Source organism: Deefgea rivuli DSM 18356, assembly GCF_000620145.1.
Taxonomy (GTDB): Bacteria; Pseudomonadota; Gammaproteobacteria; order Burkholderiales; family Chitinibacteraceae; genus Deefgea; species Deefgea rivuli.
The window spans coordinates 19,304-32,997 of record NZ_JHVM01000009.1 but is presented as its reverse complement, the minus strand read 5'-3'; the positions used below and the strand labels follow the sequence as shown (position 1 = coordinate 32,997).

Annotated in this window: 13 protein-coding genes and 1 pseudogene; 5 read left to right on the top strand and 9 right to left on the bottom strand. The window is 50.4% G+C overall.

The window, feature by feature from the left end:
• Positions 1–11: 11 nt before the first annotated feature.
• On the bottom strand, positions 12–1,094 hold the full coding sequence (gene queG / locus Q320_RS0104405; RefSeq protein WP_051534462.1) for a tRNA epoxyqueuosine(34) reductase QueG: 1,083 nt from the start codon (positions 1,092–1,094) through the stop codon (positions 12–14).
• Between queG and tsaE the strand changes: the two genes are divergently transcribed.
• The 5 genes and pseudogenes from tsaE to Q320_RS22190 form a co-directional block, all read left to right on the top strand.
• Positions 1,095–1,592: a tRNA (adenosine(37)-N6)-threonylcarbamoyltransferase complex ATPase subunit type 1 TsaE gene (tsaE, locus tag Q320_RS0104400; RefSeq protein ID WP_027468002.1), complete on the top strand. Its 498-nt coding sequence runs from the start codon at positions 1,095–1,097 to the stop codon at positions 1,590–1,592.
• Complete coding sequence (locus tag Q320_RS0104395; RefSeq protein WP_051534461.1) at positions 1,559–2,932, top strand: N-acetylmuramoyl-L-alanine amidase; 1,374 nt, start codon at positions 1,559–1,561, stop codon at positions 2,930–2,932. Before tsaE ends, Q320_RS0104395 begins: the two co-directional genes overlap by 34 nt.
• Before the next feature lie 227 nt (positions 2,933–3,159).
• Positions 3,160–5,214 (top strand): DNA mismatch repair endonuclease MutL, encoded by a 2,055-nt coding sequence (gene mutL / locus Q320_RS0104390; protein WP_027468000.1) that lies wholly within the window; start codon positions 3,160–3,162, stop codon positions 5,212–5,214.
• 1 nt (position 5,215) lies between these two features.
• Positions 5,216–6,163 (top strand): tRNA (adenosine(37)-N6)-dimethylallyltransferase MiaA, encoded by a 948-nt coding sequence (miaA, locus tag Q320_RS0104385; RefSeq protein WP_027467999.1) that lies wholly within the window; start codon positions 5,216–5,218, stop codon positions 6,161–6,163.
• 777 nt (positions 6,164–6,940) lie between these two features.
• Positions 6,941–7,039 (top strand): annotated as a pseudogene (locus Q320_RS22190) (PEP-CTERM sorting domain-containing protein); the annotation flags it as partial.
• Positions 7,040–7,138: 99 nt separating this feature from the next.
• Here the strand turns inward: Q320_RS22190 and Q320_RS0104375 are convergent.
• From Q320_RS0104375 to Q320_RS0104340, 8 genes are all read right to left on the bottom strand, one after another.
• The gene (locus Q320_RS0104375; protein WP_027467997.1) at positions 7,139–8,383 is read right to left on the bottom strand and encodes a 6-phosphofructokinase; all 1,245 of its coding nucleotides are present in this window, start codon (positions 8,381–8,383) and stop codon (positions 7,139–7,141) included.
• Positions 8,384–8,717: 334 nt separating this feature from the next.
• The gene (adk, locus tag Q320_RS0104365) at positions 8,718–9,374 is read right to left on the bottom strand and encodes an adenylate kinase (protein WP_027467996.1); all 657 of its coding nucleotides are present in this window, start codon (positions 9,372–9,374) and stop codon (positions 8,718–8,720) included.
• Between the two features lie 196 nt (positions 9,375–9,570).
• On the bottom strand, positions 9,571–10,347 hold the full coding sequence (gene kdsB, locus Q320_RS0104360; RefSeq protein ID WP_027467995.1) for a 3-deoxy-manno-octulosonate cytidylyltransferase: 777 nt from the start codon (positions 10,345–10,347) through the stop codon (positions 9,571–9,573).
• Between the two features lie 2 nt (positions 10,348–10,349).
• On the bottom strand, positions 10,350–10,526 hold the full coding sequence (locus Q320_RS0104355) for a Trm112 family protein (protein ID WP_027467994.1): 177 nt from the start codon (positions 10,524–10,526) through the stop codon (positions 10,350–10,352).
• A complete protein-coding gene (gene lpxK, locus Q320_RS0104350; RefSeq protein ID WP_035852275.1) occupies positions 10,527–11,549 on the bottom strand; it encodes a tetraacyldisaccharide 4'-kinase in 1,023 nt (340 codons plus the stop codon).
• A gap of 484 nt (positions 11,550–12,033) precedes the next feature.
• Positions 12,034–12,318, bottom strand: coding sequence for a hypothetical protein (locus Q320_RS21470; RefSeq protein ID WP_156938975.1), 285 nt, complete (start codon positions 12,316–12,318; stop codon positions 12,034–12,036).
• Between the two features lie 107 nt (positions 12,319–12,425).
• Entirely contained in the window at positions 12,426–12,851 is a 426-nt protein-coding gene (locus Q320_RS0104345) for an ExbD/TolR family protein (protein WP_027467992.1), read from the bottom strand.
• A 146-nt stretch (positions 12,852–12,997) separates the two neighbouring features.
• Entirely contained in the window at positions 12,998–13,606 is a 609-nt protein-coding gene (locus Q320_RS0104340; protein WP_027467991.1) for a MotA/TolQ/ExbB proton channel family protein, read from the bottom strand.
• Positions 13,607–13,694 lie beyond the last annotated feature (88 nt).

Below are 13,694 nucleotides of genomic sequence, written 5' to 3'. Positions count from 1 at the left end.
CAAGGCATACATCAATATACCCCATGTTGCACTAAAGCCCAGAGAATATGCTCACGCACCATGTCATCTTCAATCTCACGCCGTGCCATTAATGCAGCGATCACTTCATCTGAAGTCGTGGCATTCCCCAAACCCACCGCCAAATTGCGCAGCCATGCGGCATAGCCAATCCGGTAAATCGGGCTGCCGGCCATTTTTTGTGTGAACTGAACTTCAGTCCAAGCAAATAGCTCAACTAAACTCACGTCGTCCAAACCATGTCGAATCGCAAAATCAGTTTCAGGGCTAGGGGCGGCAAAACGATTCCACGGGCAAACCAGTTGGCAATCATCACAACCGTACACGCGATTGCCGATCATGCTGCGAAATTCAACAGGAATCGCGCCTTTCAGCTCTATCGTCAAATACGAAACACAGCGCCGCGCATCAACGGTGTACGGCGCCACAATCGCCTGCGTCGGGCAAATATCGATACAGGCGGTGCATTTGCCGCAATGCTCTTTTTCCATCGGCGGATCGACCGGCAAAGGGATATCCACCAAGAGCTCGCCCAGAAAGAAAAACGAGCCATATTCGCGGTTAATCAGCAGGCTATGTTTACCGCGCCAACCATTACCGCCCTGCTTAGCCAGCTCGACTTCGAGAATCGGCGCTGAATCGACAAAAACCCGATGCCCATACGGCCCCACTGCAGCGGTAATTTTATCGGCAAGCTGTTGCAGACGCGAACGCAAAACTTTGTGATAATCACGCCCCAGCGCATAACGTGAAATATACGCCTTGCTGGTATCGGCCAGAACGGTAGATGGATCAACGCCGCCAGTCAGATACGGCATGAACACAGTAATCGCGGCCACCGTGCCAGGGACTAATTCTGCCGGTCGGGCGCGTTTTAAACCGTGCCTTGCCATATAATCCATTTCGCCGTGAAATCCAGCCGCCAACCATTGCTCTAAACCCGCTTCCGCGTGGCTTAAATCAATATTGGCAATCGCGGCACGCGCAAAGCCGAGTTCCAGCGCCCAATCTTTAATCGATTGCGCTAAATCCGCATAATTCAAACTACCGGGTGATGGATGTATAAATTCAGTCATATCGCAGATGATACCGCGTTCAGTGCGTTTTTAAGTGACGAAGACGCCACACTGGCCTTCGGCCGCCAACTGGCGCAAGTGCTCGCCCCCGGCATGGTGGTGTTTTTAGAGGGTAATTTAGGCGCAGGAAAAACCACGTTGACGCGCGGCATTTTGCGTGGATTTGGTTTTGAAGGCCGCGTTAAAAGCCCAACTTATACCTTGGTTGAGCCTTACTCTTTGCTTGGACTTAAACCGGATTCTAACTTATACTTTTATCACTTTGATTTATATCGATTTAATGACCCCAGCGAATGGGAAGATGCCGGATTCAGAGAGTATTTTAATGCCGAATCGATCTGCCTGATCGAATGGGCCGATCAAGCCAGCGGCCAACTTCCCGCGCCCGACTGGATTATCCAATTGCGGCCGGAAGGCGAAGGCCGACAACTTTTACTATGCGCCACCAGTGAGTTAGGCCAAACATGCCAGAACGCTTTGACCTTAGCAGCGAAATAAACCCGACGTTTCCACTGAAGCGCCGCGACGTGCTGCGCGCTGCGGCTGCCACGCTGATTTTATCGGTTAGCCCCGTTAGCTTGGCTGCGGCGGCCAGCATTGTCGCCGTGCGCGTCTGGCCTGCTGCGGCCTATACCCGCGTGACGATTGAATCATCTGAACCGCTGACTTTTAATCAATTTTTAGTCAAAGATCCTGAACGTTTAGTCGTCGATTTAAACGGCATTGATCTTAATAGCGAACTGCAAAGTTTGGCCAGCAAAGTCGGCGATGATGATCCTTATATCAAATTGCTGCGTGCTGGGCGCAATAAGCCAGGCACCGTGCGCTTGGTGCTGGATCTAAAAACCCAAGTTAGTCCACAAGTTTTTACGCTAACGCCGTTTGGCGAATACAAGCATCGCTTGGTCATTGATTTGTACCCTACGGTGCAAAACGATCCACTATTGGCGCTACTGAACGACGCTGCCAAACCCACCGTCAGCAGCAATATCGCCAAAACGCCTGAAAATAAAGCATCCGAAAGTAAAACCGCCGAAGCCAAAACACCTGATAGCAAAGAAAACAAAGCCTCTGAGCCAAAATCAGCCGAAGCGACAGTCGATCGCAGCAAACTGAAAGTCGACCGTTTGATTACCGTTGTGCTCGACCCGGGTCATGGCGGCGAAGATCCGGGCGCAGTGGGCCCCTCTGGAACATATGAAAAAACTGTTGTGCTTGCAATCGCCAAAAAGCTCAAAGCACTACTTGATAACGAGACGAACGTGCGCGTGGTGCTCACCCGCGATGGCGATTATTTTGTACCGCTGGGTGTACGCGTCAAAAAAGCTCGTGCGGTGAATGCCGATTTATTTGTATCGATTCATGCCGATGCCTTTGTACGCGCCGATGCAAATGGCTCGTCGGTGTTTGCGCTGTCTGAGGGCGGCGCGACCAGCGCACAAGCGCGTTGGTTGGCGCAAACGCAAAATAATGCCGATTTAATTGGCGGCATCAAAATCAAAGGCGAAGATCCCTATCTGGCCAAAACGCTAATGGATTTAACTACTACGGCGACGATAAACGACAGCATGAAACTGGGCAAAGCGATGCTCGGCGAATTGGGCAGTATCAATCGCCTGCATAAACCGAATGTCGAGCAAGCCAGCTTCGCGGTGCTCAAAGCGCCGGATATTCCGTCGATTCTGGTCGAAACCGCGTTTATTTCTAATCCCGCAGAAGAACAAAAACTGATTTCGGAAGAGTACCAACAAAAAATGGCGCAAGCTTTGCACAAAGGCATCAAGCGCTATTTCGCCAAAAATCCACCACTGGCCAAAACACGCATCGCGCAAAGCTAAACCTAGGTCAAACACCTTATCCACAAAAGACACGAAAATCACGAATAAAAGTCAAAACAGGCAAAAAAAAATCAAACTAAAATTTAACTTTCGTGCGTTTCGTGGACCATTCTAGCTTTTGATTTTACTTAGCACGCGTCCCAATCTACCAGCCCCAATTCAATCACGATTCAAGCTAAGCGCTGTTATACTTCTGCCTCATTGTAATCGTACCTAGCTCAGCCCTTATGCCACGTATTCAAAGACTTTCCGATCATTTGGTCAATCAAATCGCCGCTGGCGAAGTGGTTGAACGCCCTGCGTCTGCGCTCAAAGAGCTGCTCGAAAACAGCATCGATGCAGGCAGTACGCAGCTGCAAATTGAATTGCAAGCGGGCGGCACCAAGCTCATCAAAGTGATTGACGACGGCTGCGGCATTGCCAAAGACGATTTAGAACTGGCGCTGCATCGCCACGCGACCAGCAAAATCGCCAGCATGGACGATCTAGCGCAAGTGGCAACGCTCGGTTTTCGCGGTGAAGGTTTAGCGTCGATTGCGTCGGTGTCGCGGCTCAGTTTAACGAGCCGCTTTGCAGACAACGGCCAATTGTCGCCGCACGCATGGCGCGTTGAGGCCGATCACGGCAAGATGCTCGATCCAGAACCGGCCGCGCTCGCCGCCGGAACGACAATTGAAGTGCATGATCTCTATCATCAGGTTCCCGCGCGCAAAAAATTTCTGAAGTCCGATAGCACCGAATACGCGCACTGCGCCGCAATGATCGAACGGCTCGCGCTGGCTAATCCGCAAGTTCAGTTTACGGTGATCCACAACGGCAAGGCGCAGCAGCGCTGGCTCGCCGGCGATATGGCGCAGCGCGCGGGCGCGATTATTGGCGACGATTTTGTACGCTCGGGCATTGCGGTCGATGAAGGTTTTGGTACGCTAAGATTGCATGGCATTACCGGCTCGCCGACCTTGGGAAAAACCAGCCGCGAAGCGCAATATTTCTTTGTGAATGGCCGTTTCGTACGCGATAAAGTCGTCATGCACGCGCTGCGCGAAGCGTATCGCGATGTGTTGCACCATAATCTGCATGCGTCGTTTTGCCTATTTTTGGAAATGGATCCCGAAGGCGTTGACGTCAATGTGCACCCGACCAAAATCGAAGTGCGTTTCCGCGAAAGCCAAGCAATTTATCGCTTTTTGATTACCAGCTTATCGAAAGCCCTAGCAAAAACTAAAGCTGGTGCCCTGCCAGAAAATACAGATAGTATTGACACGGAAACAGGTGAAATCATAGCCGCCAAGTTAATACCTCCTGCATCAAATCTCAAACCACAAGACTACGCCCAAATGGCTGCGCGGCAACAACACATCCCGCTCGCGCCTGCCGCTGGCGAAGGAATGAAAGTTTTTGAAACCATGTTCGGCGACCTACGCCGCGAAGCAAGTACACTTGATATGTACCGCGAAGCAGGCGCACATCACGCCTCAGACAGCACGGCAGAGCACGCGACGGCCAGTGAAATGCGTTACTCATTTGGCACGCCAAGCAACCGCGTCGTCAACGAGACCAGCCCCGCCCCCATCGGCGGCGCAGGCGCTTTTACTGCTACTCCTAGCCAATCCCAACGCGACCCAGCCCACGCACCGTGGCTGGCGAGCAATGTGGCCACGACTAAAACCACATTGCCCGCAAGCGACGAAAATGGCATTCCACCACTCGGCTTCGCGCTCGGGCAATTGCACGGTGTTTACATCTTAAGCCAAGCTCCTGAAGGCCTGATCGTCGTCGATATGCATGCGGCGCACGAACGCGTGGTCTACGAAAAGCTTAAAACAGCGCTAGATCTGGCTGAAATGCCGATGCAACCGCTCTTGATTCCGCACGTGTTTAGCGCCGATAAATTCGATGTCGCCACCGTCGAAGACTTTGGTGAACAACTCGCCGATTTAGGTCTCGAGATTTCAGTAACCTCGCCAACGCAGCTCTCGGTACGCGCTGTGCCGATGCTGTTGCAAGGCAGCAACCCCGTTGAATTGGCGCAAGCGATGCTCAGAGATATTCGCCAAGTCGGCGTCTCGCAAGTGTTGTCTGGCCGCCGCAACGAGCTACTCGCCACAATGGCCTGCCACGGCTCAGTGCGCGCCAACCGCGCATTGACCATTCCCGAAATGAACGCACTACTGCGCGAAATGGAAGTGACTGAACGAAGCGGCCAATGCAATCACGGCCGCCCAACTTGGTTCCGCCTGACGATGAATGATCTCGATAAAATGTTTATGCGGGGGCAATAAAATGACGAAATCAAACCTCCCTCCCGCCATCTTCATCATGGGCCCGACCGCCAGCGGCAAAACAGCGGCGGCGATGCATTTGCTGGAATCGGGCATGCCGGTTGAATTGATTTCAGTCGATTCAGCCTTGGTGTTCAAAGATATGGACATCGGCAGCGCTAAGCCGACCAAAGCGGAACTCGCGCGCGCACCGCATCATTTGATCGACATTATTGACCCAACCGAAGTCTATTCTGCCGCGCAATTTCGCCTTGATGCCTTGGCGTTGATGGCGGACATCACCGCGCGTGGCAAAGTGCCGGTGCTGGTCGGCGGCACGATGCTGTATTTCAATACCTTGCAACAAGGCATACACGATCTACCAACGGCCAACGCCGAGCTACGCGAGCAAATTCATCGCGATGCCGCTGAATTGGGTTGGCTAGCAATGCATCAACGCCTCGCGGCACTCGATCCGATCACCGCAGCACGGCTAGACCCAAATGACACGCAGCGAATCGAGCGTGCACTAGAAGTTTGCACACTGTCGGGTATTGCCATGTCGACCTTATTAGCAGAGCCAGCTAGAGAAATACTCCCCTATAAGCTGTTAAAAATTGCATTAGTTCCTAGCGACAGAGCCGTGCTGCATCAACGCATCGCGTTACGCTTCGAGCAAATGCTGGCAGGTGGTTTATTTGATGAAGTCCGCATGCTGAGAGCTAAATATCCGCTAAGTTTGGATTTACCATCAATGCGCTGCGTCGGCTACCGCCAAGCATGGGAATATTTGGATGGACAGGTTGATCTAAAAACCTGTACAGAAAAAGGCCTCGCCGCAACACGGCAACTCGCCAAGCGACAATTGACTTGGTTGCGTGGGATGGATGATTTGCTTGAGGTAGATTGCCTACAAGAAAATTTGCCAGAAAAAATAAAAATAGGCGTAAATTCCTGGTTACAACATTAAGCTAAGTGACAATCAATGCTGTATGCAGTGAGAATTAACTTAGAGTCTGTTGACGCTTGGTTTGCCAGCCGCGTTTGCGCGGATTTTGGCCTGAGGCAAGGCACGAAGCGCGCCACGTAGTCATTCTAAGTTAGTCCTTTGTAACGCAGCATCAGGCCAAGAGCCGCCAAACCCAAAGCGCTCCAGCGCGATCATGAACCAAACGTCAACAGACTCTAGGTCGAAGCAAGATATCAATCGCGATCAAACATCACACCAACACCTAAAAAATAATTCAACACCCAAAATAAATTGTGCAAGTAGGGATTTCCCCTGATAATACCTACTCTCAACGCATAACTTAAACAGGGTTTACAAATGAAACACACTTTACTTGCAATTGCTTTTGCATCAGCCTCAATGCTTGCCAATGCTGCCGTATTTGATGGGAAAACCGTTGAATTCCAATATTTATTTCCTAATGTCAACTCTAACTACAGCAGTCCTATTTCGGTAACAGAAGGCACTCAAGCCAATTTTACACCGTACTTTAAGATTGACCTTGCTGGTAGTAACATAACAACAACTTTCACCTATGGTTCAACCTGGACTCAGACCGCTTTTAACGGCTTCCGCATTTCAGATGTAAATAATCAATTAAGCGATTTCACCTCGTTCTCTATTCTTACAAATACAGGCGTAGCTGGTTTATCAAACGCCAACCTTTCCCATGACGCGAACAATCTTTACGTTAACTGGAATGGCCTACCATTTACTGCTGGGCAATCTGTAACATTTACGACATCTGTAGCTCCCGTTCCAGAACCAGAAACTTATGCTTTGATGGGTATGGGCTTGCTCGGCTTATTGGCTGCACGTCGTCGCAAAGCAAAATAATTGATCTGAAAAAAGATAGTTTGAATAAAAAAATGGCACTTTAAAGTGCCATTTTTTTCGCCTTAATTTTATTTTATAAATAAGTACTTTAACTACAAGCTACGGCTTAAATCCCGGCAAGCACGGCGGCTCAATTGACCAGACCCACGAGCCATAATCGGGCAGGCCATCCACATACGGTGGCGGCGCTTCCCCGGCGATCAGTGGTGCGAAATAGCGCCTTGCTTCAGCGGTGATACCAAAACCATCGGCGGTGATAAATTCAGGGGGTAGCGGTTTTTCGCAATTGGCGACGACGCCCAGCGGCACTGCGCCGATATCCCAAGTGTACGGCGCATCGCTCAATCGCTCGATCGTCGTCATCATGCCGCCCTGCCCTGCAACGGCCAATTTCACCGCAGCTTCGCCAACGGCAATCGCTTGCGCCAAATCAGTGGCTGAGGCGATATGCCGCGCGGCGCGTTGCAGATAATCGGCAACCGACCAATGACACTTAAAACCACAGCGCGCTTTAATCAGTGCGGCCAAATATGGCGCTGTACCACCCAATTGCACATGACCAAATGCGTCCGTCCCACCGGCTTCAGCCAAAAAATTGCCTTGGGTATCTTTCGCGCCTTCAGCGGCAACAATGACGCAATAGCCATACCTCGCTACGGTATTTTCCACCGCAGCCAACAGCCGCTCTTCATTCACCGCCACTTCAGGCAATAAAATGAGATGCGGCGGCTCGCCTTCAGTTCGCGCCGCCAAACCACTCGCCGCTGCAATCCAGCCTGTATGCCGCCCCATTACTTCTAAAATAAATACCTTAGTCGAGCTGGCGGCCATCGACGCCACGTCTAAACCCGCTTCACGCACTGATGTGGCGACGTATTTAGCTACAGAACCAAAGCCTGGCGAATTATCGGTATGCGGTAGATCGTTATCGATGGTTTTGGGTACATGAATCGCCAGCAAGGGATATCCGGCAGCTTGCGCTAATTCGGCCACTTTTAAGCAGGTATCAGCTGAATCTCCGCCGCCGTTATAAAAGAAATAGCCAATATCCCACGCTTTAAGCACTGCCAACAGTCGCGCCAATTCGGCTTCAGTTTTAATTTTGTGTCGACACGAACCAAATGCGCCGCCAGGGGTGGCTTTGAGTTGCGCTAAATCTGCCGTAGTCAAACACGCGGTATCAATCAGTTCTTCGTGCAGCACGCCTAAAATGCCATTTTTGGCAGCAAAAATACGCCCAATATGGCTAGGATGCTGCCTTGCGGCGGAAATCACACCGGCAGCCGAGGCATTTATCACTGGCGTTACACCACCAGACTGAGCATATAGGGCATTCATGGGCATGATGAACTCCGGCAGACAAAAATTCCCTGAAAGGGATGGATCAAAGTGAGGCCTCATTTTGCGCGCTGCAACAAATTACGCGATAGGGATTTTCCTGAACGGGGATCGCCTCATAGAAATAGCTTACCTGCGAATGCACCGCGTCGCGGGCGAGCCCGCTCCCACAGCTTCCAGTTCATGATTCGTGAGTAATTAAAATTTAATTGTGAATTGCGCGCTCGCCAATAGAAACAGCCGCTAAAATCGCCCAAAGGTCACGAAACAGCCCAAATAGACGTAAAAAAAAAGCCACTTTTCTCAAAGTGGCTTTTTTCATTGAAACACCTAATACAAATTAAGCACCAAGCGCTTTCAATGTTTGCTCACGCACCGCATCAACTGCTTGTGTGCCGTCGATTTTAATGTATTTTGGCGCTTTGGCATCGCCAGAAGCGGCCATTTTGCCGTAGAAGCTCACCAAGATTTCAGTTTGTTCGTGGTACACGCCCAAACGTTTGAGTACGACTTCTTCTTTGTCGTCATCGCGCTGCACTAAAGGCTCGCCCGTTTCATCATCAATACCTTCCACTTTCGGTGGATTGTATTTGATGTGGTAAGTGCGGCCAGAAGCCACGTGCACGCGGCGGCCAGCCATGCGATCAACAATATTGGCATCAGGCACATCGATTTCGACGACGTAATCGATCTCAACACCGGCAGCGATCATCGCTTCAGCTTGTGGAATCGTGCGTGGAAAACCGTCGAACAAAAAGCCATTTTTGCAATCGGCTTCAGTAATCCGCTCTTTCACCAAACCAATAATGATGTCATCGCGCACCAAACCACCGGCATCCATAATTGCTTTGGCTTCCAGACCCAAAGGCGTTCCCGCTTTCACGGCTGCGCGCAGCATATCGCCCGTCGAGATTTGTGGAATCCCAAATTGCTCGCGGATGAAGTTAGCTTGTGTGCCTTTACCAGCGCCGGGCGCGCCCAAAAGAATCAATCGCATTCTCAGTTTTCCTGTGGTTTGAGTGAATATTATTAACAACGAAATTCAAAGACTAAGGGGATCACGAACAACACGAACAAAGAACGAAACACACGAAAACAACTTTTAAATTCATTTAAAATCCAAAAATATTGATCTTACTTTCGTGTTTTTTGAATTGTGTTCGTGCCTTTCGTGATCCTATTTTTATTATTTTTTAAAGCTTCGCTGCAAACACGCTACGCACGCGGTCTAGGTCTTCTTGCGTATCCACGCCCGCTGCGGGGGCTTGTGCGGTGCGGTAAACGCCGATTTTGTAGCCGTGCCACAGCACGCGCAGTTGTTCGAGCTTTTCGATATTTTCCAAGGCCGATGGCGCTAGCGATTGATACGTGCGCAAAAAACCGGCCCTATAGGCGTATATGCCGATATGCCTTTGTGCATCTAGCTCAGCTGGCAATACCCAGTCTTCATCACTATTGTCATCGGCGAAACTATCTCTATCCCACGGGATCGGCGCGCGGCTGAAATACAGCGCTTGGCTGGCCGCATTGCAGACGACTTTCACCACGTTTGGATTGAAAAAATCATCGGCGTTATCAATGGTGTGGCTCGCCGTCGCCATCGAGAGGCTGGCGTCTGACGCCAAATGCGCCGCAACGGCGTTAATCAGCTCAGGATCAATCAGCGGCTCGTCGCCTTGCACATTCACCACAATCGCGTCGTCTGGCAACTCCAGCCTATCGACCATTTCAGCCAGTCGATCCGTACCCGATGGATGGTCAGAGCGCGTCAACATGCAGACGTAACCCGCAACGGTGACCGCATCTTGAATCGCCATATCATCGCAGGCCACGACCACCATTTCGGCATCCGATTGCAGCGCTTGCTCAAGCACCCGCACCACCATCGGCTTGCCAGCAATATCGGCCAGCGGTTTATTCGGTAAACGTGTGGACTGCATGCGGGCGGGAATGATGGCGACGAATGACATATTTAAACCTCGTCCGGGCCAAGCTCGCGCGCTTCGCTCACTAGCATCACCGGAATACCGTCCTTAATCGGAAAAGCCAAACGATCCGCTTTAGAGATCAACTCCTGTTTCGCCTTATCGTACGTCAACGGGCCTTTTGAAACAGGGCTGACCAGAATTTCCAGTAGCTTGGCGTCCATTTAGAGATTCCTTAATTGTGCGTCGAGCCAGTCGGCCAGATTCGGTTCAATCTGTGCGGCCACTGGCAAAACCCAGATTCTATCACCGTCTGCGCCCAAATTTAAGGCTGCGAGTTTTACGGCGTCTTTTTCAGTCACGATAACCGCCCCATTCTGGGGCAAATCCTGCACTGAAAACGCATGATGATCGGGCATCGCCTGCTCAGCAAAGCGGTAATTTAAATCCCGTAAAGTCGCAAAAAAACGCGCAGGATTGCCGATACCGGGCATTGCGGTCAGCGTGTCATCGGCAAAATCGCTCGCTGTGCGCCGCACTTCAGAGTACGTTAATTGGTAGCAGGTCTGCGCTTGCAAGCGCATCGTAAATTGTGGCGTTGAATGCGGCAGAGTTAAAGCCGCATTGCCGCCATTGACGACCAGCGCCGAAACACTACGCAAACGGCGCGGCGCTTCGCGCAGCGGCCCCGCAGGCAGGCGCAAACCATTCCCCAAGCCGCGCGCGCCGTCAATCACACACAGCTCAATATCCCGTGCCAGTGCATGATGTTGCAAACCATCGTCACACAACAGCACATTTACAGTCGGATGCGCGGCCAATAAAGCCAGTCCCGCCATTGCCCGTTGTCTGGCGACAAACACGGGTACGCCTGTTGCGCGTGCTAATAGCAAAGGCTCATCACCAACCTCAGCAGGATCGCTTTGCGGGGTAACTGCCAGTGGCGCATTCGCATCAATGCCTGCACGTGCATACCCTCTCGAAATGATGCCGACATTCCAGCCGAGCTTCGTTAACTCTTGTGCCAAATAAACCGTTAATGGTGTTTTACCTGTGCCACCAACAGTGATGTTGCCGACGACAATCACTGGAACAGGGAGTCTGATGGTCGATTTGATTTTGCAGCGGTAGAGCAATTTGTTGAGGCTTGCTAGCAGCGCAAATAGCATTGAGAGCGGCCACAGCAAGATCGCCCAAATTGAAAGGCGGTTGTACCAAATGCGGTTAAGGAAAGATTCAATATTCATAGATGGATCATCGTGGGAGCTGGCTTGCCAGCGAATGCAATGTTTACCTTAAAGCTCTAGCTTTCTAATTAACATGGTCGCGCTCATGCCGCGCGGCACTGACTTTTCTTGAACGGCCAAGAAAAGTAAGCAAAAGAAGGCCGCCCTAGTATCTGCGTCCGACTTCGTCGGATTCCCTCGCTGCGGACAATCGGCAAGGCGGCGGGTTTTAACAAAACAGAAACCGCCGAAACCCCCTTGCCGCTTGTTCCTCGCTCGGCTTGATACAAGGGATCTCAAACACCAGACCGACGATTAAGTAATAAATTAGATGTATTGCCAGCGAAACATTGAAAATAAAAGCCTGCAATCATATACATTCACACTGTAGGATGGGTGGAGCGAAGCGATACCCATCAAATTCATACGCCTATTGATGAGTATCGCCAAAAAAAAAACGGCTCCACCCATCCTACGAGCTAAACAGTTCCCATGAGATTAAATCTTATGTTTCCTCAATCTCATCAACTTCAATCATTAAATTAAATCGTATCCCCAATCTGCTTATTAAGTTATATGCAACTACTCCCAAGGTGCAGCAAAGTGCAAATGTTAAAGAGCATATAAACAGCATAAAAACAAAGAAAAATGGATGTTCCATTTCATAGCCAGAGTTGAATGAATTTAAAATCGCCATAACAGCCAATAATGGAACAAAAATAAATAAACCACATAAAAAAGAAACTAAACTAGTCGATAAAATAGATATTCTTTTAATTCTAGCATTCATAAAATTCATCCTATCACTATTTACAATTAAATAAAAATCACTGCTACAACGCGACATTTGGCAATAAAAACGGCGCCTCAGCGCCGTTTTTTTTCAAACCCATCTAATTACTTTTGCCCAGTCGTCTGAGTCGCAAACGTCAGCTTGCCATACCCCGCTACCCTTGCCGCTTCCATGACGTTCACGACGTTTTGGTGGCTGGTTTGGGCGTCGGCGTTGATGACGATCATTGGGTCGGCGTTGCTGCCTGCGGCGCGGCGGAGTTGGACGGCGAAGTCGTCGGGGCTGGAGAATTGTGCTGGTTCGCCGTTGATCATAAATTGACCACTACCGGATACACCGACTTGAATCGCTTGTGGCTGCTCAACTTGTTTTTCGGCATCGGCTGTCGGCAGATTGATTTTCAGCTCGGCAAACTTCGAATACGTCGTAGTTGCCATCAAGAAAATCAAAATCACCAATAACACGTCGATCAGCGGAATAAAGTTAATTTCCGGATCAAGGCGGCCACGACGGCCTTTATTGAATTTCATAGTTTTTATTACCTTAGCAAAGCTCAAAACGGAGCGAGAAGTCCAAAGACAAGGCAAAAAGCGGCGAAAAACCAGAGTTTACATCTGTAAATGAGGATTTTGAGCCGCTTTTTAACGCAGTATTTGGGCTTCGCAGCCCGTTTGGATTAGTGGCGTTCGCCGTGGACGATTTCTACCAGTTTGATCGCTTGCTGTTCCATCTCAACGATAAAGTCATCGACCTTGCTGGCAAAGTAGCGGTAAAACATCAACGCAGGCACTGCAACCATAATACCGAAGGCGGTGTTGTATAGCGCAATCGAAATACCGTGTGCTAGCGCAGCTGGATTGCCGCCGCCGCTTGGCGCTTGCGAGCCGAAAATCTCAATCATACCGATTACGGTACCAAACAAACCCAGCAATGGCGTCACAGCCGCCAATGTACCGAGCGTCGATAAATAGCGATTGAGTTCATGCGCAACGGCGCTGCCGGTTTCTTCAATCGATTCTTTCATGATTTCACGTGAGCTTTTCACGTTCTTCAAGCCTGCGGCCAATACGCGACCCAGCGGGCTAGAAGCAGATAATTTAGTCAGTGATTCTGCCGTAACACCTTGGCTACGGTACTCTTGCACCACTTTCACCAGCGTACCGTGCGGCAACACCAGCGATTTACGCAGCGTGAGTAAACGTTCAATAATAATGGTCACAGTCGCAATAGAAGCGGCGATAATGAGCCAGATTGGCCAGCCTGCGGCCTCGATAATAGCGAGCATAGTAAAAACCTTGTGGTAAAGATGGGCGACAGCTAAAAACCGCGTAACTTTAGCCCGAATCCCGTTGCAGGGGAAGTGCTAAGTACAC